We start from the raw sequence: 26,072 nt of genomic DNA on the forward strand, positions 1-26,072 counted from the left end.
GAAATAATTTTTTTCTCCCCCTCCAAATTAAAATACCAACAAATCCATAGTGGATTTGTTGGTATTTTATAAATTCTTACACTAATAACTCATTTAACTTATCACCCTTAATTTCATCAGGACTCCAAGGTATTACAGCAAATTTACCCTTTGCGTGTACATCGACCTTGTTAATCCATTCAATTTCACTGCTTGCCTTCGCAGACAACAATTTATTGGTAGTACCTGTGGCCTGCAGTGATGAATTAATAACCCACCACTTTGTGGCAATTTTAGCACGTACTAAATCTTCTTCAAGACGCATTGCTTCATATACAGGTGTTGCTTCAGGAAGAGTTACAATGATGACTTCAGTTTCGGAAGCATTACGGAGCCTTGGCAACAGTTTTTTCACAGATTCTGGGATATCTCCCTGTGAACGCTTAATTTCCTGGTTATAGCTTTGGGTGGAATCAAGTAGCAAGAGAGTATGCCCTGTGGGCGCTGTGTCCACTACAACAATTTGATCTTCCGCCTTATCTACTATTTGTGCAAAGGCTCTAAACACCGCAATCTCCTGTGTACATGGAGAGCGAAGGTCCTCCTCTACATAGGCAATATCATCATCTGCCATAGTTTCTCTTGCCCTTAAAAGCACTTCCTGCTTATATTTTTCAAGCTCAACCTGCTCATCAATGTGACTCATAGTTATGTTACTACTTTCATTAATAACAAATTTAAGATGAGCCGCAGGGTCAGTTGTTGTAAGATGTACCTTTTTGCCCTTTGCAGATAGTCCTAGTGCAATAGCCGCTGCAATTGTAGTTTTACCTACACCGCCCTTACCCATAGTGAAGATTACCTTTTTATTGCTTTTGTATAAGTCCTCAATAACATCTTTTAGCTGTGGTATTGTTTCAGCGTTAATCTTTTCACTACTGATACTGTAATTATCTTTGGTAAGTAATGCACGCACATTTTCCATACCAGTTATATTGTAAGCTCTGAGCGGTACCATATAAGTTGTAATGCCTTGTAGACCCTCTGGCATTTCTTTAAGTGATTTTTGTTGTTTTTGATAAAGACTTTCAGATACACCATCATCATAAGAAGTTAGTACTCCATTTATTATTATGGTTTGATTGTTTACTCCAATTTCTGAAAGTTCTTTTGATGCTCTTTCTGCTTCTTTAAGAGGTGTCATTTCTGGGCGAGAAATAAGCATAAGCGTTGTTAAAACTCCATCACTCAAAGTTTCTACTGCCTTTTTATATACTTCTCTTTTACTCTCCAGACCAGAAAGTTGCCCTAAACAAGATGCCCCATGCGTGTTTTCGCTAATAAAATTACTCCAAGCTGATGGTAATTGAAGCATTCTAAGTGTATGACCAGTAGGTGCAGTATCAAATATAATATGGTCATATTCTTCCTGCAATTTCTCATCCGTTATAAACTTTGAAAATTCATTGAAAGCTGCAATCTCAACGGTACAAGAACCTGAAAGCTGTTCTTCCATATTATTAAGCACTGCATCAGGTAATTTCCCACGGTAAGGAGCAATAACACTCTCTCTGTGTTCTGCCGCCGCTTTTATTGGGTCAAGATTAGCAACAACTAGATTTGGCACTTCCTTTATGTGGGTACCCTTATTGGTAAGCTCAGTGTTAAAAACGTCCTGTAAATTTGATGCAGGATCTGTACTTATAAGAAGCACTTTTTTTCCTCTATCAGCAAGGTTAACTGCTGTAGCACAAGCCGTTGAAGTTTTGCCTACTCCGCCCTTACCTGTGTAAAATAAATATTTTGTAAGTTTAATATTTTGTGGGTTGAAAATTTCCATGTTTAATTACCTCCAGTTTCATCATTAATTTAAAATACCAAACCACTCCTTATTGGATTGGTTTGGTATTTGCTTAATTTTCAATTTTCATAAACTTTAACAGCATTTACCGCCGTCGCAGCCACATCCTCCTGATTTAGGAGCAGCTTTTATTTTAAAACCCTTAGGTTTTTCGCCTAAAAAACTCATTGGAATATCCAAAAATTTCACTAATTCTTCATTTGTTGGATATCTTCCTACTAATACAATTTCACCCTCTAAGATGGTAACTGGTAGATCATCAATACCTTTTTCGTTTATAAAATTATTCACTACTTTATTATCTACAAACTCCTGTGGTGAACTTGAGAGGTTAAATCTCTGCACCTCAACTCCATTCTTTTTTAATGCACTAAGAACAGTTGAAACCCTAAGAAGTTCAGGATCGACCCCTACTCCACAAAGTCCTGTGGAACAACACATTGCAGCTTCAAATATTTGCATTTTTTTCATTATTAATCTCTCCAATCATTTTTTATTACTTTAATACTTTTAGCATTTTAAATATATTTAATACCCTTAATTATTATTTGTTATAAGTTACTCGCTGTGGAAACCAATCACTAGTTTTGTTTGCTATTTTTACAAGTATAAGCATTACTGGTACTTCAGTTAATACCCCTACAACTGTAGCAAGCGCTGCTGGAGAATCCATACCGAACAGAGCAATGGCAACGGCAACTGATAATTCAAAAAAGTTTGATGCTCCAATCATTCCAGCAGGTGCTGCAATATCATGTGTTAGTTTTAGCTTTCTACCTGCTAAATAAGCAATAAAGAAAATCAAAAATGTTTGAATAGTTAGTGGTACAGCAATAAGTAAAATGTGCAGTGGATTGTTTATTATAGTTTCACCTTGGAATGAGAATAACAATACCAACATAAGTAGTAATCCAACAGTAGTTGCATTATCAAACTTGTGTAGGAAGGTTTTTTCAAAGTACTCTGTACCTCTTTTCTTCGTCATCATAACTCTGGTCAAAACTCCGAAAATTAGAGGAATAACAACAAATAAAACCACTGATAAAATAAGTGTACTCCAGGGAACAGCAATGTTACTAACGCCTAATAATAGTTTCACTATAGGTATAAATGCAACCAGTATTATTAAATCATTAGTGGCTACTTGCACAACTGTATAGGCTGGATTACCTTTTGTAAGGGAACTCCAAACAAATACCATAGCAGTACAAGGAGCCGCTCCTAGCAATATTGTTCCTGCAAGATATTGAGTAGCTAGCTCAGGTGCGATAAATGCTTTAAATACAACAAAAAAGAAAAATGAAGATATTGCATACATAGTAAATGGTTTTATAAGCCAATTTGTTATCCATGTTATATATAAACCCTTTGGCTCCTTCCTAACATTTTTAATGCTTTGGAAGTCTACCTTCATCATCATTGGATAAATCATTACCCAAATAAGTATAGCTGTTGGGATGGAAACCTTAGCATATTCAAACTGATTTAGGAATTCTGGAATCCTCGGAATAAACTTGCCAATAAGCACACCTACTACCATACAAGTTGCCACCCAAACTGTTAAATACCTTTGGAAAAATCCCATATCCGATTTTTTAACTTCACTCATAATTAATCACCCCTTAATTTCACAATAATCTTATATTTACATTGCCGATAAATTATGTTTCTATTTTGTTATTACATAAATCTTGAAGTTTACATTTACACAATCTTTCGCAATCGTTGTTATAACCAGGTAATTGTTTCAATTCTTTTGTTAAATAAGCAAACAAATCAGGGTTTTTTTCTATAAAAGTATTATCTATTTTGTAATATACCCACTGTGCTTTTTTGTATCCCTCAAGTATTCCACACTTTTTAAGCGCCGTTAAATGCCTAGAAACATTTGATTGAGTCATGTTTAGACACTGCTCAATTTCACATACACACATTTCGCCTTCCATAAGAAGTGACAATATGCGAAGTCTGTTTTCTTCTGCTAATGCTTTGAATATATCAACCACTATTTTCACCTCCTATAGCATTTTTATATACTCATGTACTCATATACTATTCTTTTAGAACATATTTGTTACTATATTTCCTCAACTATTGTTAGTTTCTTTTAAACAATTATCGGTTAATAATTGATAGATAAGTAACCCTACCACACCACTTCTCCACTTAAATCAATTTCATTATTTTCAATTCTTTTCTTTAAATCTTTTATTTTTTCTTCGATTATCCTTGCTGTCTTTATAAATTCGGTATCAGATTTTCCAGTAGGGTCATCTAGTCCCCAATCTTCTTCATGCCTGTGAGCCATTATTGGACAAACTACGTTACATCCCATTTTTATTACAACATCAGCATCTGGTATATCATCAATTAATTTGGATGTGTGAGTTTCATTCATGTCTATTTTATATAAATCCTTTACTATTCTCACCGCATCTTGGTTAATTTGAGGCTTTACTTGCGTACCTGCCGAATAAGATTCAAACACCTCTGAGCCAAACATCACTCCCAGTGCTTCTGCTATCTGTGACCTACAAGAATTGTGAACACATATAAATGCTACCTTTGGCTTCATAAAATAATCCTCCTTTTTGTTATATATAATAGTTTTAACTTTAAAATACATTTTGAATATTCGTATATTCGCTTATACTCATATTGTAATATTAACTACCTATTTTGTCAACAGTTTATTAAAATCCTAAATAAAACATATAAAGTCCAATAACCATAATGACGCTACCCATAAGATATTTTAACACTTTACTAAAGCTGCCATATTTATTACTTGAAGTAATCTTTGTTACAAAAGCTATTGATGTTCCCGCTACTATAACTAGAAAGCTGTGACCTATAGAATATAGCAGTAAAAGCAATAACCCTCTTGCGATATTACCTTCCTTTGCTACTATTGAAAGTAATACCACAAGCACTGGCGTTGCACAGGGTGATGAAAATATTCCTCCTAGCACTCCTGCCACAAAAGCCCCTATATAACCTTTTTTTGGTTTTTTATTCCCTAAAGAGGTTGATGGTATAAAATTATATACCTCCAATACTTGAAGTGCCATAAGTACCATCAAAACACCTAGTGCAATATACCATAAAGAGCTTGATGTTCCCATAAGTTTTCCTAGAATAGACGCCATGGTGCCGAGAATGGTGAATGTAACCGCCATGCCACTAGCAAAAACAAGCGATAATTTAAATGCTCTTTTTGTATCATTGTTTCCAGACCCTCCAACATAACCAATTACAAGTGGCACACTTGTAAGCGCGCAGGGAGTAACCGAGGTTAAAACCCCTGCAAGTAGTGCAATAAAAGGCGCAAGCCAAAAACTATCAGATATAAGCTTTGATAATATATCTAGCCATTCATTAATCATTCCACACCCATCTCCTTAAATACAGCAAGGATTTCTTCCTTAGTCATTCCACCCTCATGAGTAGTAAATACATGCTTTTTTGTATCTTTCGAAGAATAGATTTTCATTTTTGAAGCTTCTGGATCTTTAGGGGTATAAGGCTTTCCTTCCTTATCTAAAAAAACTTGTGTTGGAATTAAGTTGATAGGATAACCCTGCGCTAAACTTTGATACTTCCACACATCAACAAACTTTATAATTACTTTTCCACGAAGCTCCTGGTTAAGCTCCTTTAGGACAGGAGCCATTTCCTTACAAGGTATACAGGAATCAGCACCAAAATCAATCATAATGGGTATGCCATAGGATTTAAGTTTTTCAATGTCTAAGCTATCCGTTACATGTAGAGCAAAAGCAGGGTTATCATCTTTAACAATTGGTGTTTTATTAGAGTTTTTCAAATACCATATTACACCTATTGCCACAACTATAAGTACAGGTATCATTATTTTAAACACATTTTTGGAGAACTTTACACTCTTTCTTTCATCCATTAACTTTACTCCTTATAAGTATTTATTTTCCACAATTCCATCTCACATTTATATCAATCTATGTATCCTATTATGTATTTATACATAGATTTTTGACAATGTATAAATACATAAATTTTAAATTTATTACTAAGTTGTGACCAAATATTCCCTTGTTTATATACTCTTCATGTATAAACACGTTATAAAAGAAAAAAGCACACACATACTTGTCAATTATACTAACAACATTTGTTGCCTCTTGATTATATATTTCTATATCAAAATATTACGATGTATTTTATATATAATAAGGCCCTATAATTAGGACCTTATTACTAAGCTACTCAAGTAGCTTAATCTACTAAAGTAGCTTAATCTACTAAAGTAGCTTGATCTACTTTAGTGGTCTAATTATAAATATTTCTTAATTTCCTCAGCTGATGGTACTCTTCCCATTATCTTCACTTTTTCATCAACTACAAGAGCTGGGGTTTTCATAACTCCATAAGCCATTATTTTTTTAAAGTCTTCAACCTTTTCTATAGTTGCCTCGATGCCTAACTCCTCTATTGCCTTTCTTGTGTTTTCCTCTAATTTCTTGCAACTTGAACATCCTGAACCTAAAACTTTAATTATCATAATTAATCCTCCCTTTGGTAGATAACAACTATGAATTGTTATCCCCCTAAATTTATATTACTGTGCGAATGTAGAGCACAATTTTATTATATTCCTCTAATACTAAACTAGCAAAAATGAAAATGCATTAAATAAATATCCTATTATAATTATACCTGTTGCAACTATAACCACAAATATGGCTAATAATTTAGGTTTAACAACCTTACTGAGCATAATTATTGATGGAAGAGAAAGTGCTGTCACTGCCATCATAAAGGATAATACGGTACCAATTCCTACGCCTTTTCCAAATAATGCTTCTGCTATTGGTAGTGTACCAAATATGTCAGCATACATTGGTATGCCTACAGCTGTAGCTAGTAATACTGCAAATGGATTGTTATTTCCAACTACTGTTTCTATTACAGATTGAGGTATCCAATTATGAATTGCAGCTCCAATACCAACCCCGATTAAAACATATAACCAGACCTTATGAAATACATCTTTGACCTGCTCTTTTGAATAAGATACTCTCTCATTCCTTGTCATCTCAATTATTTCTGCATCCACATTTTCTATTTCTTTTACATAACCTTCTACATACTTTTCAAGCCCTAATTTATCAATAATGGTTCCACCCACCACTGCTAAAATTAGTCCTACAACAACGTAGGCTATAGCAATTTTCGCACCAAAGAAAGACATTAAAATTAATAATGATGCCAAATCTACTAGTGGTGAAGATATAAGAAAGGAAAAAGTTATTCCAAGGGGTAGTCCTGCTGCGTTAAATCCAATAAATATTGGAATACTAGAGCAACTACAAAATGGTGTAATAGTTCCAAGCAATGCCCCAAGTATATTTCCCTTAATGCCTTTAATATTTCCAAGAAGTTTTTTCGTTCTTTCTGGTGGAAAATAACTTTGAATATAGGATATAAGGAAAATCAATACTGATAACAGTATAAATATTTTTATAGTGTCATAAATGAAAAAATGTACACTGCCACCTAATCTTTCTTTAATTGATAGTCCAAATACATTTTCTACAAGTCCCTTAATAAGATTTGAAAGCCAAGTCATTTTTAAAATCTCATTATTTAGCCAACTAAATATTTGTGATATTACATTCATTCTTGTCACCTACCTGTATAATATTTTTTTCGTTTAAATTGTGAAATTAAATCGTCACCTATACAGTTTTTTATCTTTTCTCATACTATGCCTTTAACTATTAGGATTACATTTGTTTTTAAACATATCCGTATACTCATCACCCTTTTGAAGGTTTTTCATATCTTTTTTTATGGTATCGTAATCTTCTAAATTTGTGATTATTTTCTCTAATATATCGCGAAGAAGCTCATTATCCTTATCTATGTAATAGTATATAAATTGTTCTTGTCTTTCATCTTTTACAAATCCCATATCCCGAAGTTTCCCTAAGTGCTTTGAAATCTTAGGCTGCCCCTCTTCTAATATTCCTTGGATCTGGCATACACAGAGTTTTTTATGATATAAAAGCACCAAAATTCTCATACGTGTTTCATCAGATAACACTTTAAATAAGTTCAATAGTTTTTCCATCCGTTTCACATCCTTTAAAATAAATAATGCTATTGCATATATCCATATGGGTATATAAGTATGATATTCCTAAAAGGACTGTTTGTCAACTATTTTATAAACATAGTGCCTATGATTCCTGATAGTGAGGTGGTTTTGGTTTTGTTTTTTTTCTGTAGAACTTAGTTTAAGAGCGTATAACATGTTTAAAGAAAATTCTCAAAAAATAATGGGAAATGGATTATTTTATTAATAATCCATTTCCCATTCTTATATCTACTTTATATTAATAATTTTCAGCTAATACCTCAAAGTATGCTTTTGGATGTGCACAAGCTGGACATATTTCTGGAGCACTTTTTCCCTCAAAAATATAACCACAGTTGCCACATTTCCAATTAACTACTGTCTCTTTACTAAATACTGAATTATTTTCTATATTGCTTAATAATTGCCTATATCTCTCATCATGATGTTTCTCAACTTCAATAATTTTTCTATAAACAAAAGCAACATCTTCAAATCCTTCTTCATGCGCAACTCTTGCAAATTCTGGATAAAGTTCTGTCCATTCTTCCTTTTCTCCATTTGCTGCCCATAATAAATTTGATTTAGTATCTGATAGTCCTACAGGATATGTAGCGTTAATTTCTACCACTTGTCCATTTAAACTCTGGCTTAAAAATTTGAAAAATCTTTCAGCATGCTCTTTCTCATTGCCTGCTGTTTCTGTGAATATGTTAGATATTTGAACATACCCCTCTTTTTTTGCTACAGATGCATAATAGGTATATCTATTTCTAGCTTGTGATTCACCCGCAAATGATTTCATAAGATTTTCAGCTGTTTTTGTACCTTTTAACGTTTTCATAAAATACCTCCTTCTTTCTCCGAAGAGAAAATAACTGTGTATACTAAAGTATTCTATAAATGCGATAGTTTTCCTCTTTTAAATTCTCTTGTTTTCAAAAAATTCATTCCTTGCAAGGAACCCTGACCTTACCTCAAACTTGCAACTTGCCACTTGGGTGGCACCATCTCATTATTTCCAAACTTCGCTATCCACACCAATAGACTTTGACTTAAATTTAGCTTCACCGTTTTTTTTGTAATTTTTTAATACTTTTAATGCAAGGTTAGATCCAATTAATATAATTGGTACATTTACATAAACTAAAACAATATTTACAAAGTCGCCTATGTACCATAAGTTTTTAAGTTCTAAACCTGCAAGAACCGTTAGTGCGCCAAATGGAACAAAGAACAATGCGCCAACCAAACGTATTCCCATGATAAATTTCTTGTTTCTGGATATTAAATTAGCAGAGACTTCTGCAAACAATATTAAGCCCAGCAAAGTTGTAAATGCAAACATGCCATAACATAGTGAAACAATAATTGTAACTCCTCCATCTAAGACCGTACCAGGAACTAAGTATTGGACCGATGATAGGTAAACTGTAAGTTTAGATGCTTGTATACTCTCCCATGCCACTCCAGCAGTACCTGTCCAAACATGTGCCATAACAATAAGAAATCCAGTCATACTACATATTATCATTGTATCAAGAAAAACACCTAGTGCTTGTACAAATCCTTGTTCTGCAGGATGATTATTCTCTGCTGTAGCTGCTGCCATTGTAATTGTACCTTGACCAGCTTCATTTGACATAAGTCCTCGCTTAATTCCTTGAGCCAGTGCCACACCAAAGGCCCCACCAAATATTGCATTAGGCTTAAATGCCCCACCAAACACTTGTTTAAAAAAATATGGCACTTTATCTAAGTTAATTATTATTATTAAAAAAACTATGATTGTATAAATTACTGCCATAATAGGTACCAATACATCTGTAACCGCTGTCACTCTTTTAATTCCTCCAATTACAGTTAAAAGCACAGTAATTATTAAAACTATAGCTATGCCATAATAAACAGCAGATTGACGTCCAAAACTTTTACCAGCTATAGTATCAGCTATTGAACCGAAACTTGTAAATAAATGAAAGGCTTGAGATGGGATAACAAATAGTGCATATATTATAAAAAGTGAGGACAATACAATCCCTATCCACCGTTTATCACCCAAAATCTTTTGTCCATAAAAAGGAAGTCCTCCTACATACTCTTTTCCATTTTTCTCTTTAAAAATCTGTGCAAGAACCGATTCAACAAAGGCCGTGGACATTCCAAAAAAAGCTGAAACCCACATCCAGAATAGCGCCCCTGGTCCACCAACAGATATTGCCCCAGTAACCCCCATAATATTACCTGGTCCGACTCTCATAGCAGAACTTAGTAAAAATGAAGCCAGTGGACTAATTCCCGTATCTGTTGTCTTCTTCGTAGCTAGAATCTTAATTCCTTTTTTAAATGCCATAACTTGAATAAATCCAGTTTTAAATGTAAGATAAATGCCTGTCCCTAGAAGCAATATAACGGCAAAAGCAAATTTACCTAAAATAGGAATGTTAGCATACCACTGAAAATTAGTTGGAAACTCCCATAAAAAATCTGCAATAGGAACTATAAAATCAAAAAAACTATTTATTGCTTGGAATAATATATTCATTTATTAACCCCCGTACTATAACAATCTTTCAACTTCACATTCTGAAACATATAATCTCCTCCTGTTGTTGTATTAAATTATCACCTGCGTAGCTGTTCATCATCTTTAATGCTGCAATATTAAACTTTTAGGTTCAAATAAAATTTATAAGCTTTGAATAATTATACACTAAAAAATATAAAATAAGTTCATTGAAATGTAAAAGATATGAACTCCTTTGAAACTTTATAATTCACTATATAATAAAAAATAAGAATGTAGTTTTAATTAATCTACATTCTTATTTCATAATTTGCCACCAAGGTGACATCTAAAATGTTGGAATTATATTTCCTTTATATTTATCCTCAATAAACTTTTTAACTTCTGGAGAATTTAAAGCCTTTGAAAGTGCCTGTATATAAGGTTTAGTTTTGTCTTCACTTCTAACTGCAAGAACATTTGCATAAGGAGAATCTTTTGATTCAATTGCTAGTGAATCCGCTTCTGGATTTAATTTAGCTTCTATGGCAAAATTTGAATTTATAACTGCTGCGTCCACATCTTTTAATATCCTTGGTAGTTGAGGAGCATCGAGTTCTGTTATTTTAAGTTTTTTTGGATTTTCTGTAATATCAAGTTTTGAAATAAGTTCTCCACTTTTTAATTTTATGAGCCCAGCATTTTCAAGTACTCTAAGTGCTCTTGCTCCATTTGTAGGGTCACTTGGAATAGCTATTTCAGCCCCATTTTTTAAATCACTGAGTTTTTTGTATTTACTAGAGTACACACCCATAGGTTCTAGATGAACCTTTACAGTATAATCAAGTTTTAGATTTTTTTCTTTACTGAAGGATTTCAAATAAGGTACATGTTGAAAGAAATTAGCATCTAGTTGTCCTTCGGCTAGTGAAGTGTTTGGTGTTACATAGTCAATAAATTCTACTATTTCAAGTGTATATCCCTCTTTTGCGAGGATTGGTGCTGCCACCTCTAATATCTCTTTATGAGGCACCGGTGAAGCACCTACTTTTATTATTTTTTTCTCAGCTGCAACCTTGGTAGTCGTAGCCTCTTCTTTTTTTTCTCCACAGCCACTTACTGTTAGGATCACAACTATTGTTAATAATAGGCTTAATATTTTTTTCATTTTAAATTTCCTCCTCATATTCTTATAATTTAAGATTTATTTAATCATTTTTCTATACAATAAATTTCCTAAGGCTTGAATTATTTGAACAACTACAATTAAAATAATTACAGTGTATACCATGATATCTGTTTTAAATCTATAGTAGCCATATTTTACTGCTACATCTCCAAGCCCCCCACCACCAATTGTTCCAGCCATAGCAGAGTAACCTATGATATTTATTATGGTTAATGTAACTCCAAGCACTATAGAGGGCATTGCCTCTTTCACCATAACTTTGAATATAATTTGATGAGTTTTCGCACCAACGGACTTAGCCGCCTCAATTATTCCGTAATCCACCTCCAGTAGTGCAGTTTCTATTATCCTTGCGGCAAAAGGAGCCGCTCCAAGGGTTAATGGAACTATGGCTGCATTAGTCCCTATGGTTGTCCCAACAATAAATTTAGTTAGAGGGAATATAGATATCATTAATATAATAAAAGGAAAAGAACGAAGTATATTTACTACTAAATTTAAACTTTTATAAATTAAAGCATTTGGTCTTAGACCTTTAGGGCTACTTATAATAAGTCCCACGGCTGTTATAAACCCTAAAATCACTGTAAAAATTGTAGACACCCCTACCATATATATTGTGTCTAAAAGTGCAGGTAGCAAAACATCTTTAAATAGCATTTATATTCCCCCCTCCTTATATTCATCCTTCTTCACTAAATAATTAATAAGCTCCCAGTCTATAGATTTTTCATCTAAATAGTTTAATATTTTTTCCTTGTTTTCCTCACTTACATTTATTATAAGACTACCCATAACGTTATCCCTAAATTTTTCAAGCCTGCCCCACACTATTGAAAAATCTATATTTAACTCTCTAGCTATGGACGTTATTAAGCAACTCTGGCTAATTTCCTTTGGAAAAAATATTTTAATGTTATGCCCTGTATTAGGTAATAATTCTTCCTCCCCTATAAGTGTTTTCATTTCATTTGTTGGTCTAATAAATAATTCATCTGTAATGCCGCTACTTTTAATCTCACCTCCTTCTAAAAGAATAAATTTATTACAAATCTCTTTTACCACCTCCATTTGATGAGTAACCAGGATAATTGTTATATTAAATTTGTTATTTATATCTCTTAAAAGCTCCAATATAGATTTTGTAGTTTTAGGATCTAAGGCAGAGGTAGCTTCATCACAAAGTAATATTTTTGGATTAAGTGCCAAGGCTCTTGCAATTCCAACTCTTTGCTTTTGTCCTCCGCTAAGTTCGCGTATACTGCTATTTACTTTATCCTTAAGTCCAACTAATTCTATTAAGCTATCTACTCTTTCTTTAATAAAATTTTTATCCATACCCCATACCTCTAGTGGAAAGGCTATATTTTCAAAAACATTTTTTCTGCTAATAAGATTGAAACTTTGAAATATAATACCTACATTTTTTCTAAACTCCCGAAGCTCCTTGGAACTTAACTGCTTTACTTCTTTTCCCATTATATTAATGCTACCTTTATCATAGGTTTCTAGACCATTAAAACATCTAAGCAAAGTGGATTTGCCAGCACCACTGTGACCAATAACTCCATAAATATCGCCTTTGTCCACTGTAAAAGAAATATTACTTAACACTTCCTGGCTGGAAAAACTTTTACTTATACCACAAACTTTAATCATAAAATCCCTTCTCTCTTCATTGTTTATTACTTTTTTTCATTGTGAATATTACTACTCGCAATTATTTTCCTAAAAAAAATAGAACCCAAGAATAAACTTGGGCTCTAATGCCAAACTTATTCTTATCTCGCAGCAATGCTGCAGGATTTAACACCATGTATCATATATGATACTGGTTGTCGGGTTTCATAGGGCCATTCCCTCCACCTCTCTTGATAAGACAATATTAAATTTTATTTTAAATTCATTTTAAAAACAAAAAACCTCTTCCATCAATATAAATGATGAAAGAGGTATAAAATTACAAGGTCACCTCTCTCATCTTCCGCTAGGTTCTAAGGAACTTAGCGCAGGAATTAGCACCTTTTCAGACAAATGATATCTGACGGTTGCCGAGGTGTCATAGGGCCAGTCCCTCTACCTCTCTTGATGAGAATTAATTTATTAAATTAAAGTTATATTATCACTATATGGTGAAAATGTAAAGAAGTTTTTTTTAAAGAGTACCATCCATTCCAAGAACATCTATTTCATATATTCTTACAGCTGAATCTGCTCCTTGACTTGGTTTCAACACATTTATTTTTACATACTTAGCCTTAGTAGCTTTAAATATATCGCTAGTTTTTGCAAGTGGATTTTTAAGAACTTCTAACAATGGTGTGAATTTCACTCCATCTAAACTAGTTTCCACTGTGTAACTTTTAGTATTCATATCTGGATTTTCGCCACCAGCCTCAGCATGGCCCATACGAATCTCACTTATTGTTTTAACACCACCAAGGTCTATTGTAATATCATGAGGTGCAGGACCTGTTGCACACCATTTTGTATTAGTCTTTCCATCTAAAGCGAATTTAGGTGCTTCATTGCCATTAACAAAGCTTGAAGCAGTAACTTTTTTATTTTGTGAAAGGTTTGCAAGTTCACCTTTAACCTTACCACTTACTGTTATAAGGTCTTTAATAACCTTAACATCTTTTCCCTCTTTATTTTTAGCTGTTAATGTAACTGAATATACGCCTTCTTTAGCATAGCTAACAATTGGCTTATTATCTGTACTTTTTTCAACACTTGCACCAGGTAGACTCCACTCTACATTTTCAGTAATCGCAGAGCTAAGACTTTCAAATGTTATTTTTTCACCAGGTGAAACTAATGATTTTGATACTTTGAATTTTGCTTTAGGTATATTATTTGCAGGCCACTTCATAACTGCTTGACTTGTTTTTCCTGCAATGTAGTTTTTATTAATAGCCACTACTTCAAATGTAGTTTTATCTAATTTAGCATCTCTCTTAAGAGCATTTATAAAGAACATATTATTTGGAGTAGCCCCCAAGAATGATTTTGTTTTATCATCATTAATTCTGTAAACTTCGTAATGATCAACATCTGTTTGGCTACCTTTGTCCCAAGAAAGCCTTGCACCAGCATACATATCGTCTTCCTCAAATTTAGCATCATCAAGTTTTAGGTTACCAACAGAAACTTTTTTGCTAGATTTAGGGTCTTGTATTGTTATATTTCCTAAATTAAAAACTAAATTACTAATATCCTTTTCTGAAGACATTTTGTAAGACATTGTTTTAATTGATTTATCCTTAAACTTAGAAACATCATAGGTTACAGTTGTCCATTCTACTGCTATACTTTTATCAGCTTTTATATTTTCAGTTGTTCCATCATGGAATTCTAAAATCAAATCAAGATCCACTTTTGCACTTGATTTTGCTGAGGTAGAGAATTTAATCCCCTTTTGAAGTTTAAGATCAGCACTATAAAGTTTTACCGTAGAAGATTTAGCAGCTTCTAAATTCCCCATAAACTTTATAGAATTTCCACCATAGAAGGCCGAAGCAAAATCTATAGAAGTATTTAATTTATTCTTACCTTCATTTTTAATCATCCATCTATAAGTTGGCATTATATCTGCAAGACTTCTGTTATTCCAGTCAAGAGAAGATACCTTTTCTCCATTAATAAAGAAGTTATATCCATTGCCTATATTAAAATTAGTTGTGAAGGGCAATGTATTTACAACTGATTTTTCAATAGCATAAGTTGAAATCCCTTTCCACTGTGTCCCTTTAATTTCTGTAGGCATAGATGGATTTTTAAATTCATTTACCCATAGTCTATTTTCCTTATTCTCAAACTCTTCTATAGTGTTTGAAGAGAAGAATGTCCAACTAGGAGCATAAAGTCCAAGAGATGTGAAGTTACTTTTAGCATCCTTTTCAAATAAGTCCCAACGCACCGGAGTACTTACCCCATCAGCTTGAACATCTACTCCAGCATATATATTATATGGATTTACAGCAATTTCTTCAGCTCTTTTATTTGAAGCCTTAAGTAATTCTTTCTCAACAAGTTTTTTATTAGTCCACCAGAAATTTAAGAACATGCTATCAGCAACAGGTTTCTTATCTCCATCAACTAAAAAATAATCATTCTTCTCATTAAGAGCATTTTGCCAATCCATTTTACCATCCTTCGTCATAGAGTCATACCACATTATCTCCAACCCATCTTTAGCTTTGCTCTTAAATTGTTTTATAAATTCTTGCATAAGAACCGCATGATTCTTAGACAAAGGAGCTTCTTTTGTACCTTCGGTTTCTTGGTTTATAAACCAACCGTCGAAATTGTAAGTTTTAGAAACTTCTATAAGTTTATCAACCATAATGAAATTATCACTAGCATCCTTTTCTAGAAATTCATTAAGCCATTCTAACTTTCCGCCATAAGCTGTGGGTGGGAAATATATTGTTCCTAAAACTGGAACACCATTTTTATGAGCCGAATCAGTAACATCAGCAGTTGGTGGGACTATTAACCCCTCACCTGAAGACCCTCCCCAATATACAAGTTTATCGATATATTGCCAATAAGAAAATGTATTAGATGCGAATTTGTTAGACCCCTGAGATGCATTTCCACTAGTACTAGCATTCATTATTGAAATAGCAACAACATTCATATCCTTGTTTTGCGATGCATTAACAGGATATAATTTGCTCTTATCCACTCTTTTAGCTAGTGGTACTGAGCTTTTATTGAAATTAGCATTCTTGTCCTCTTTTGATTTCCATTTTGAAAGTTCTTTTGGAAACCATTGAGATGATATAGGTTGATTTGCTATAACAAATTCACTGGCCTCCTCTGTTATACGGTAACTACTTTCCGCCGTACGCTCAGTGCAAGAAACAAGACTAAAACTAACCGTAATAGCTAAAAGTGCAGGCGCTAAAAGTTTTAGCTTTTTCATGTTTTTATTTTTTAAGTTCATATACTTATCCCCCCCTAAATTTAAGAAGCCAATTTATAATTTCAAGACTCCTTTTATATCTTAATTTAAGAGTGCTACGTTTAATGCATACTCTCAAAATATAGATCTAATCTGACTTTAATTACAATTAAAACGATTACAATTAAACTTTAACACATCTAAAGTTCTAGGAACAAGTGTAGTAATTTTAGAAAAAGTGAATAAAATATACATTTTCTAAAATCACTTACTAATACCACTAAACATAACCAAAAAAATTAACTTTGTAGTATTGCTAATGCAACTGCACCTATAACTCCTGCATCTATTCCTAGCTTTGCAGGCACTATTTCACAGCCAGCAGTCATTGTTTTAAGACCCCTTTCATTAACAACCTTTTTAACTTTATCAAAGACTATTTCACCAGCTTTTGAAACTCCCCCACCTATTACTACAATGTCTGGGTCAAAGGTATTAATAATATTTGTTACTCCAATGCCCAAATATTCTAAAGCAGTATCCCTTATAGAAATTGCCACTTTGTCCCCATTTTTGGCTTCTTCAAACACTTCATATGCTGTTAATGTTTTATACACTTTTAAACTTGTATAAATATTGCTTAAAACAGCATCTTTTGCCCTTTTAGCTATTGCTGTTCCTGACGCTAGAGCTTCTAAGCAACCTAAATTCCCACAATTGCATCTTGCACTACTAAATGGTTCTACAGTTGTATGACCAATTTCTAAAGCATTTGTTGTTCTTCCTCTATATACTTGTCCATTAAGAATAGCACCCCCACCAATTCCAGTGCTTACAGTTATATAAATCATATTTTCTGTGCCTTTTCCAGCACCAAACATAAACTCTCCAATGGCCGCTACATTGGCATCATTATCTAGGTAAACAGGAATATTAAACCTATCCACTATCGGGGTTACTAAATCAAAGTTTTTAAATGGAAGGTTTGCAGGCTCTACTATAAGTCCCCTTCTAGCATCTAGTGGGCCTGGTGCACCTATCCCTATGGCTTTAACATCCCCTATACTAATGTTTTTGTTTCGCATAACCTTATCAATTACATTTATAATTCTATTTAATATTGCAGTTTCACCTTGACTTGCATTAGTTTCAACTACTTGTATTTCAATTACTTCACCTGATAAATTTGACAATGCACAGCTTATTTTAGTTCCACCTAAATCTACTCCAATTATATACTTCATATTCATACCACTCCCTTTATTTACACCCCAGAGGTGAAATTAAAACCCGTTATTTTTAGAAACTTCTTTCATCCAGTATCCTGATTTCTTAATAGTTTTCACTTGCGTTTCTAAATCTAAAGATATTAAACCATATCTATTTTTGTATGCATTATTCCATGACCAACAATCAATTGGCGTCCATAAATGATATCCAAAGCAGTTTGTCCCATCCTCAATTCCACTATTCAACCACTGTAAATGTTCTCTAATAAACTCTATTCTGTAGTCATCTTCTATGATGCCTTCAGCATTTTCAAATCTAGATTCTCCTTCTACACCCATCCCATTTTCTGAAACATACCAAGGTATGTTTTTATAATTATCCCTTATGTTAATTGCCACATCATACATAGCCTCAGGGTATATTTCCCATCCTCTATAGGGATTCATTCTTTTTCCTGGCATATCATACCTTGCAAAGTATTTTTCTGGCATCCATCCATTGCTTAAATCAAATTCAGTCTCTCTTGCCATTATGCGTGAAGGCTTATAATAATTAACACCTAGGTAATCTACTGTATTTTCCTTTATTATATTATTTTCTTCTTCTGTACATTGCCACATAATCCCGTCGTTTTTAAATATCTCCACTAACTCTTCCGGGAATATTCCATGCACAGCTGGGTCTAAAAACATTCTATTAAAGAACATATCTGCAATATTTGATGCTTTCAAATCTTCATCCGAATTACTTCTTGGATATGATGGTGTAAGATTTAATATTGTACATATTCTCCCACCATCCTTATGACATCCAAGTTCTTTAAATTCTTTAATTGCTTTAGCTGAAGCTAAAGCTAAATTATAAGAAGCTTGTACTGCTCTTCTGCCATCAACAACTTGTGGGTAATGATGCTTATATAAATATTGTCCTTCAATTATAACTATAGGTTCGTTGAATGTTGCCCAATACTTAACTCTATCACTAAACAGTTCAAACGCTTTTCTTGCAAACTTAGCAAATAAATCTACAACATGTTTTGATTCCCATCCACTATATTTTTCATATAATTCTACTGGTAAATCAAAATGATGTAAGTTCATAATGGGCGTAATTCCAAGACTTAAACACTTGTCTATTACATCATTATAGAATCTAACTCCATCTTCATCTACTTCACAAGTTTCTAAGTTCTTTATAAGCCTTGTCCATTGTATTGAAGTTCTAAAAGAGTTTAATCCTATTTGTTTTAACATTTCTAAATCTGATTCGTAGCTATTATAAAAGTTTGATGCTACATTTGGTCCAACCTCCTTGAAAAATTTACTAGGTTCTATATCAAACCAATAATCGAATACATTTCTATGTGCTTTATTAAATCTACCCTCTGCTTGTGGCCCTGATGTTGCAGCTCCCCACCAAAAATCTTTGGGAAAAATGTTATTCATAGCTTTTAATTGTTTCATATACATAGACACCCCTATTTTATAAAAACAAACTCTATGTAAATACATAGAGTTTGTTTTATGTTCCTATATTTTTACTTAGTCTTCTTCCATTCATCTATTTGTTTTTGCATTTCTTTTATAATTTTATCTATCCCTTGTTCTTTTAACTTGCTATTTAGTTTTGGTAAATATTCATCAATATCAACTGAACCACTATAAAGTGTTGCTTTAAATTCTTCTAAAACATTATTTACAGCTGCTATTTCATTACTTACCCCTGATCTATCAAATTTAAATCCTAAAGCTGGTGAATTTTTTGCTGCATCATTAAACTTTCTAAATTCATTCCATTTGTCTTTTGGCTCATTACTTAAAACATCTGTAATAAATAGGTTCCCTATTGTGTAATATCCAATTTCGTATTTCTTTCTATTTGCTTCTACTATCTTAATTTGGCCCTCACCCATTTTTGTATAATGAGTTCCTTCAATACCATAATTCATTAAGTTCCTTAAATATTTATCAGTATTTAAAAGATTTAAGAATTCAACTGATTTTTCCTTGTTTTTAGAATTACTTGATACTGCTATCATTGATCCTGTTGTTGACGCATTTGTTATATATGAATCCATTATTGGCGTAGCTACTACTTCATAATTTAAGTCTTTAGACCAAAGTTTTTCTGCGTAAGGTTGTCCATCACCTTTAGTTGTAAATCTCTTAACTGCTTTATCGTCTTGTGCTGTAGCTGAATCTGCATTTATATACCCTAATTTATAGTATTTTCTTAAAGTTTGTAAATCACTCTTCATTTTATCTGTTTCAAACATGTTTTTTATAGTTAAATTATTATCACCATATTCCACTCCAACTGGGTCAACTAATTGATCAAAGTATTGTGGTCCTGAGAACCCTTTAGTTATATATAATGGCACTACATCTGGTTCCTTTTCTTTTATAATTTTTAACCAAGGTTCTAAATCTTGTAATGTATGAAGTTTGTCATATGGTATCTTGTATTTGTCTATATATTCTTTAGTAAATACCCACATTGGTGCTGTTGATATTTCCTTTTGATTAGGTACTCCGTATATTTTACCATTAATAGTTGCTCCATCCCAAAACCTTTTGTCTATAATATCATTCATACCCTTACCTGTTGTTTTTAAATAATCGTTTAATTCTAAAAAGCCACCTTTTACAGAATTACCTAAATAATCTCCAGCCCAGGAGCATGTAAATGCTAAATCAAAGTTTTCCCCTGAGTTTATTGTAACTCCCAATTTTTGAGTATAATCTCCATAATCTATAAATTGCATATCTATAGTTGCATTCATCTTTTTTAATAAATATTTATTTACTTCACCTTGTACTAATTTTATATCCTTAGGCTCTGCGCCAATTGTATACCACTTTAGTTTAACAGGTTCATCTTTTTTACTTTCTGAAGAAGATCCACTGCAACCAGCCAATATACTTGTTGATATTATTGCACAAGCTGCCAGAGTTATTAATTTTTTAATTCTTTTCATTTTTAATCCCCCCATATTCATTTTTAAAAACGTTTACAAGATAATTATAAGCCATGTTTTTATGTTTTTATAGTGAACTTTTTCAATGTTTAGTTGACTTATTCTATTAAGTTCCCTTATTAATTTCATATTATCTCAATAATTATAAAAATATTATTAAGACAATATGAACTAGCTATTATATTTTTATTTTAGCTTAAATTTGAATGTCTTTATTTCATATGGCTTAATTGTAAAATTAATTTTATTTCCAGTTGCACAAATAGTATCTAAATCTCTTTCCATTAAATTGCATTCGCATATTTCTTCAATATCTTTAAAGAATTCTAATGTAGCATTTGTTCTCTTGTTATGAAATTCGTACATCCTTACTATTAAGTGATCTGTATCTTCAGCTTTTTTAACAACTTCTATAATAATATTGCTCTTATTTACATTAACCAAGCTTGCTTTTTCTGCCAATTTACCTGCATGAGCTTCTTCAACCATAGTATATAGTGGTATATTTAATTCATATGCTCTTTGAGCTGTATCTGCCTCTTTCCAAGTTCCAACATGTGTGTATAGTGAATAAGTGAAATAATGTTCTTCTTTATCTGCTGCTGGATTTGGATCTGAAGTTGATTTAAGTAATGTTAATCTCATATTCCCGTCTTTGATATCGTGTCCATATTTACTATTGTTAAGCATTGATACTCCAAAATCACCTTCTGAAATATCTACCCATTTGTGTCCACAAACTTCAAATCTGGCGATTTCCCATGAAGTATTGTTATGGGTTGGCCTTGTAACATTTCCGTATTGTATTTCATAGGTTGCTTCTGTAGCATTTGTATCAATTGGGAATGCTACCTTTAACAATACATCTTGTTCTTTCCAATCAATATATGTGTCGAAATCTATTCTTCCAAGGTCATTATAGACATGAATTTTTTGTATAATAATAGATTCTAAGAACCTTCTTTGAATTTTTAAGGTACTTCTTACTGGACCTGCTTCTATAACTTCAATGCTTTGAACATCATCTATTCTCCACATTTTTTCTTTATAATATATATCTAGATCCCAGTTATCAAAGCACATAGGTTTATCTTCAAATGCTTGAATTTCATTTCCTATAGCTCCACTTTTTAATATTTCTCTATTTGCTGCTTTATCAATAAATGATATTATTTGTCCCTTATCATCAAATTTAATTGTAAAAAACTTGTTTTCTCCTTGGCTAATACTTAGGTTCACTTTTTCCTCATGAGCTTTAGTAGCTTCAACTATTTTCAATGTTTTATATCCATTAGCTGGGATATTGTTTGCAAAGAATATTGCCTTGTTTTCTTCTATTCTTTGACATACTATTTCTTCTCCATTATTGTCCACTATTGCAGGCATGGTTATATCTTCTGGTACAACAAATGTAGCTATGTCATTTCTTTCAAATCCTAAAGTATTTGATACTACAACACTTCTGTCTTTTATGTTTATCTTAGAAGCTAAATATTCTATACCTTCATTAATTAATTTATTACCATTTTCTAATAAAGCGCTATATTCAACTTGGGTTACATCATAAACTTCCTTTATTGAAGAACCTGGGATTATATCATGAAATTGATTTAATAAAACTGTTTCCCAGGAATCTCTTATACTATTGTATGGGTAGTTCTTTCCTTCTAACATTGCTAATGAATTTACCTTTTCTGCTGCTGTATATATGTTTTCGCAAGCTCTATTATCTCTCTTGTTTCTAGCCATTGAAGTATATGTTCCTCTATGGTATTCAAGATATAATTCTCCAACCCACTTTGGTAATTTCTTATTATCTCCAACTTTTTCTTCTAATCTCTTAAAATAATCTAAGGATGTTCCCATTTTAACTCTTGGAGCTCCTGGAATACCTTTAGCAAGTCTTCTTCCGTTTTCTAACATTTCTAAAGTGGCACCACCACCACCGTCTCCCCATCCATATGAAACTAAAACATCATTATTTATGTTTTTGTTTTGGTATCTCCTCCAAGCTCCCATTATCGCATCTGGTCGTATATGTCCATTATAAGTTGTGAAATGAGAATCTCTTTCTTGCTCTGGTCCTGTTGTAGTTATAAAGTGAGTTAATACCTCTGTTCCATCTATTCCTTGCCACATAAATGTGTCATTTGGAATTTTATTAAATTGATTCCAAGATATCTTTGTTGTCATAAAGTAGTTTACATCCGATTTCTTTAATATTTGAGGTAGTGCTGCTGAATAACCAAAAACATCTGGTAACCAAAGCACTTCACTATCAATATTAAACTCTTCTTTAAAAAATCTTTTGCCATGTAATATTTGTCTTACTAATGATTCTCCTGATGTTACATTACAATCAGCTTCAAGCCACATAGCACCTTCTGCTTCCCAAGCTCCTCCAGCAATTTTCGCTTTAACTTTTTCATAAAGTTTTGGGTGATCCTCTTTTAAAAATTTATAAAGTTGTGGTTGTGATGACATAAACACATACTCTGGATACTCTTCCATCAACTTAAGAACTGTTGAAAAACTTCTTTCAACCTTTTCTCTTGTTTGTGCAACTGTCCATAGCCAAGCAACATCTATATGAGTATGTCCAACACAGGTAGCAATTACATCCTCATGCCCACATAATGCACCGTAGAACTTTTTATTTAAATAATCATTAACAACTGTTACACTTTCATCATATTCCTTTGATTTTGGTCTTCTTAAATCCAATAGATTTATAGCATCATTTAAAACTGTTATCATATCTATTCTATTTTTATCTTCCTTATCTAACTCCCTGCAAACTCCTACTGGTACTTTTAAATTAAAGTATAGTTCCCTTGCAGCCATATCTACTACTACTAATTTTCCATGTAATGTAGCTTTCTTATCTGCAAGCATTCCTGCATAGGCATACAAATCTATTTTATACTTTGTTCCAAAAACTGCATTGTGAGTTAATATAACTTCTCTATGATTTATATCAAGCCCTTGTATTTGTTCTCCATTAACGTATATACTAAATTGTGGATTTGTTGCATCCCATCCTTCATCAAAAGTATGAAAGTTTAATGCTATAGTTTCTCCATGAAAGCTTTCTGGAACTTCTACTTCACATTTAAACCAACCATGACAATCACGTCCACCCCAAAGATCTTCTGTTTTAAATTCTCTCCATCCATCTACTGGTGCTTCTTTAATTCCATCTATATCATGATAATTTCCATCTATATACATATAGTTTTCAAGATTAACACTATCTCTATATATGTGCTTTTCTATTTCTCTACAAGTCTTTTCTATTCTTTCTAATAAATAATACATATTATGCACCTCTTATACTGTTATTATTTTATACTACTCTTTTACTGCTCCAATAGTTAATCCACCAACAAAATATTTTTGGAAGAAGGGATAAGCAAATAGAATTGGTAATGTGGTTATTACCACTATAGCCATTTTAGCTGTTTCTTTAGGCATTTTACTAGCTGCTTCTATTGCTCCTGTGCCCATTGTTGCTGCATTATTAGTTAAAAATTCCATTGAAGTTTCAATTCTTACAAGCAGATACTGTAGTGGTATTAAGCTATTCCTATTAATGTATAACATAGCATTAAACCAGTCATTCCAGAACCCAAGTGTTAAGAATAATCCTATAGTTGCTATACCAGGTATAGATATAGGTAAAACTACTTTTAAAAATGTTATCCACTCCGAGGCTCCATCAATTTTCGCTGCTTCAATAATTGCATCCGGTACTGTTGTTTTGAAAAACGTTCTAAGTACTATTATATTAAATGAACTTACACATATAGGAAGTATAAGTGCTAATATATTGTCCTTTAAGCCTAAACATCTTGTGACTACTAAGTAAGAAGCAACCATACCACCTGAAAATAACATTGGTATGAATATTAACTTTGTAAAGAATTTTCTATAAACAAAACTCTTTCTTGATAGTGCATATGCATATGTTGCCATTATTGCAAGACCTAGTAATGTCCCTGCTACCGTTACAATTATAGTTATTCCATATGCTCTAGTTATTTGATTACCTGCTGTGAAAATATATTTATAAGCTTCTAAACTCCACTCTTTTGGCCAAAACTGATACCCGTTCATTTTAAGTGATTGCTCACTTGTTAGTGAAATTATTAAAACAAATACAAATGGTATTATGGCCATGGCTGCTAATATAGAAAAGAATATATTAAGTCCTACATTGCTCTTTTTTGATATTGAATTAAATCTATTTACCTCTTCTACTGGCTCTTTATTTTTTATTTTATTTGCGAATATTGCCTTTTTATTTGGTACCTCTAACATTCCGTGTCCCGCCTTTCATTCTAGAAGAATGCATTCTCATTATCGACCTTTCTAACAATACCATTGGTTACTAGTATTAAGACTAATCCTACAACTGATTGATATAATCCTGCTGCTGAACTCATTCCTATGTTACCTAAGTTCATTAAACCTCTATATACGTAAGTATCTATAACATTTGTTACAGGGAATAAGGCCCCTGAATTTTTAGGAAGTTGATAGAATAATCCCATATCCCCTCTAAACATTCCTCCAATTGAAGTTATAAACATTATTATTAATATTGGTTTTAATAAGGGAAGTGTTATAAACTTTATTTGTTGCCACTTAGTAGCACCATCAATCATAGCTGCTTCATAATATGTTTTATCTATACCGCATATTGCTGCTAGATAAATGACTGTTCCATACCCTACAGCCTTCCATTGGCTCATAAATATTATTATAAGTGGCCAATACTTAGATTGGGTATACCATGATACTGGGTTCATTCCTAAACTTCTAAATACACCATTTACCAGCCCTTGTCTTGGGCTTAAGAATGTATATAAGAAATAACTTACTACAACCCATGATAAGAAGTAAGGCAGGAACATTGCACTTTGATAAAACTTTGCTGCTCTTTTATTCAAAACTTCTTTTAATAATATAGCTAATGTCACTGGTAGTGCTAGTCCAAGTACTATGAATACAAGGTTATATGCAACAGTGTTCCTAGTTATAAGCCATGCATCACTGCTTTGGAATAAGAATTTAAAGTTATCAAGTCCTACCCACTTACTAGTTACTAAACTTTGTAAAAATCCGCCATTTATTTTCCAATCCTTAAAAGCTACCACAACCCCAAACATTGGTAAATATGCAAATACTAAAAACCAAAGTGCTCCTGGAATTATTAAAATTAGAAGTTCTTTATTTTCTTTTAATTTCTTAAATCTTAATTTTCGATTACTTTTAATTATATTCACATCTTTATTCATGTT

The 26,072-nt window shown here is 32.5% G+C and carries 22 protein-coding genes and 2 riboswitches; all 22 genes read right to left on the reverse strand.

All coding sequences use genetic code 11. The features are described from left to right. Window positions 1–76: 76 nt before the first annotated feature. The 22 genes from arsA to ACREV6_RS19235 all read right to left on the reverse strand — a co-directional run bounded on the left by arsA (window position 77) and on the right by ACREV6_RS19235 (window position 26,069). Complete coding sequence (gene arsA, locus ACREV6_RS19130) at window positions 77–1,819, reverse strand: arsenical pump-driving ATPase (protein ID WP_431579642.1); 1,743 nt, start codon at window positions 1,817–1,819, stop codon at window positions 77–79. 96 nt (window positions 1,820–1,915) lie between these two features. Continuing rightward, window positions 1,916–2,311 (reverse strand): arsenite efflux transporter metallochaperone ArsD, encoded by a 396-nt coding sequence (gene arsD / locus ACREV6_RS19135; RefSeq protein ID WP_431579643.1) that lies wholly within the window; start codon window positions 2,309–2,311, stop codon window positions 1,916–1,918. Between the two features lie 73 nt (window positions 2,312–2,384). After that, on the reverse strand, window positions 2,385–3,449 hold the full coding sequence (gene arsB, locus ACREV6_RS19140) for an ACR3 family arsenite efflux transporter (protein ID WP_431579644.1): 1,065 nt from the start codon (window positions 3,447–3,449) through the stop codon (window positions 2,385–2,387). A 52-nt stretch (window positions 3,450–3,501) separates the two neighbouring features. Beyond that, complete coding sequence (locus tag ACREV6_RS19145; RefSeq protein ID WP_431579645.1) at window positions 3,502–3,846, reverse strand: ArsR/SmtB family transcription factor; 345 nt, start codon at window positions 3,844–3,846, stop codon at window positions 3,502–3,504. A gap of 140 nt (window positions 3,847–3,986) precedes the next feature. Next, window positions 3,987–4,415, reverse strand: a complete 429-nt coding sequence (locus ACREV6_RS19150; RefSeq protein WP_431579646.1) for an arsenate reductase/protein-tyrosine-phosphatase family protein — start codon at window positions 4,413–4,415, stop codon at window positions 3,987–3,989. A 118-nt stretch (window positions 4,416–4,533) separates the two neighbouring features. Then, complete coding sequence (locus tag ACREV6_RS19155; protein WP_431579647.1) at window positions 4,534–5,226, reverse strand: cytochrome c biogenesis CcdA family protein; 693 nt, start codon at window positions 5,224–5,226, stop codon at window positions 4,534–4,536. Continuing rightward, window positions 5,223–5,759, reverse strand: coding sequence for a thioredoxin family protein (locus ACREV6_RS19160; protein WP_431579648.1), 537 nt, complete (start codon window positions 5,757–5,759; stop codon window positions 5,223–5,225). The genes ACREV6_RS19155 and ACREV6_RS19160 overlap by 4 nt, the downstream gene beginning before the upstream one ends. 393 nt (window positions 5,760–6,152) lie before the next feature. Then, window positions 6,153–6,380: a thioredoxin family protein gene (locus tag ACREV6_RS19165; protein ID WP_431579649.1), complete on the reverse strand. Its 228-nt coding sequence runs from the start codon at window positions 6,378–6,380 to the stop codon at window positions 6,153–6,155. 102 nt (window positions 6,381–6,482) lie between these two features. Beyond that, complete coding sequence (locus ACREV6_RS19170) at window positions 6,483–7,499, reverse strand: permease (protein ID WP_431579650.1); 1,017 nt, start codon at window positions 7,497–7,499, stop codon at window positions 6,483–6,485. A 93-nt stretch (window positions 7,500–7,592) separates the two neighbouring features. After that, a complete protein-coding gene (locus ACREV6_RS19175; protein WP_431579651.1) occupies window positions 7,593–7,952 on the reverse strand; it encodes an ArsR/SmtB family transcription factor in 360 nt (119 codons plus the stop codon). Window positions 7,953–8,217: 265 nt separating this feature from the next. Further along, window positions 8,218–8,802 carry a rubrerythrin gene (rbr, locus tag ACREV6_RS19180; RefSeq protein WP_431579652.1) on the reverse strand — a complete coding sequence of 195 codons (585 nt, stop codon included), beginning with the start codon at window positions 8,800–8,802 and terminating at the stop codon, window positions 8,218–8,220. A gap of 171 nt (window positions 8,803–8,973) precedes the next feature. Next, window positions 8,974–10,503 (reverse strand): alanine/glycine:cation symporter family protein, encoded by a 1,530-nt coding sequence (locus ACREV6_RS19185; protein ID WP_431579653.1) that lies wholly within the window; start codon window positions 10,501–10,503, stop codon window positions 8,974–8,976. 310 nt (window positions 10,504–10,813) lie between these two features. Continuing rightward, window positions 10,814–11,632, reverse strand: coding sequence for a MetQ/NlpA family ABC transporter substrate-binding protein (locus tag ACREV6_RS19190; protein WP_431579654.1), 819 nt, complete (start codon window positions 11,630–11,632; stop codon window positions 10,814–10,816). 36 nt (window positions 11,633–11,668) lie between these two features. After that, window positions 11,669–12,313 carry a methionine ABC transporter permease gene (locus ACREV6_RS19195; protein ID WP_431579655.1) on the reverse strand — a complete coding sequence of 215 codons (645 nt, stop codon included), beginning with the start codon at window positions 12,311–12,313 and terminating at the stop codon, window positions 11,669–11,671. Continuing rightward, window positions 12,314–13,312, reverse strand: coding sequence for a methionine ABC transporter ATP-binding protein (locus ACREV6_RS19200; RefSeq protein WP_431579656.1), 999 nt, complete (start codon window positions 13,310–13,312; stop codon window positions 12,314–12,316). Window positions 13,313–13,431: 119 nt separating this feature from the next. Further along, a riboswitch (SAM riboswitch) is annotated at window positions 13,432–13,534 on the reverse strand. Window positions 13,535–13,627: 93 nt separating this feature from the next. Continuing rightward, a riboswitch (SAM riboswitch) is annotated at window positions 13,628–13,748 on the reverse strand. Between the two features lie 60 nt (window positions 13,749–13,808). Beyond that, window positions 13,809–16,604, reverse strand: coding sequence for an endo-beta-N-acetylglucosaminidase (locus ACREV6_RS19205; RefSeq protein WP_431579657.1), 2,796 nt, complete (start codon window positions 16,602–16,604; stop codon window positions 13,809–13,811). Window positions 16,605–16,861: 257 nt separating this feature from the next. Beyond that, entirely contained in the window at window positions 16,862–17,812 is a 951-nt protein-coding gene (locus ACREV6_RS19210; protein ID WP_431579658.1) for an ROK family protein, read from the reverse strand. Between the two features lie 33 nt (window positions 17,813–17,845). Then, window positions 17,846–19,255 (reverse strand): glycoside hydrolase family 1 protein, encoded by a 1,410-nt coding sequence (locus ACREV6_RS19215; RefSeq protein WP_431579659.1) that lies wholly within the window; start codon window positions 19,253–19,255, stop codon window positions 17,846–17,848. 74 nt (window positions 19,256–19,329) lie between these two features. Continuing rightward, on the reverse strand, window positions 19,330–20,769 hold the full coding sequence (locus ACREV6_RS19220; RefSeq protein WP_431579660.1) for an ABC transporter substrate-binding protein: 1,440 nt from the start codon (window positions 20,767–20,769) through the stop codon (window positions 19,330–19,332). A gap of 186 nt (window positions 20,770–20,955) precedes the next feature. Next, a complete protein-coding gene (locus tag ACREV6_RS19225; protein WP_431579661.1) occupies window positions 20,956–24,087 on the reverse strand; it encodes an alpha-mannosidase in 3,132 nt (1,043 codons plus the stop codon). 33 nt (window positions 24,088–24,120) lie between these two features. Then, window positions 24,121–25,089: a carbohydrate ABC transporter permease gene (locus ACREV6_RS19230; protein WP_431579662.1), complete on the reverse strand. Its 969-nt coding sequence runs from the start codon at window positions 25,087–25,089 to the stop codon at window positions 24,121–24,123. 20 nt (window positions 25,090–25,109) lie between these two features. After that, entirely contained in the window at window positions 25,110–26,069 is a 960-nt protein-coding gene (locus tag ACREV6_RS19235) for an ABC transporter permease (protein ID WP_431579663.1), read from the reverse strand. Window positions 26,070–26,072: the final 3 nt, after the last annotated feature.

This window comes from Clostridium sp., assembly GCF_050717515.1.
In the GTDB taxonomy this organism is placed as follows: Bacteria; Bacillota; Clostridia; order Clostridiales; family Clostridiaceae; genus Clostridium_AD.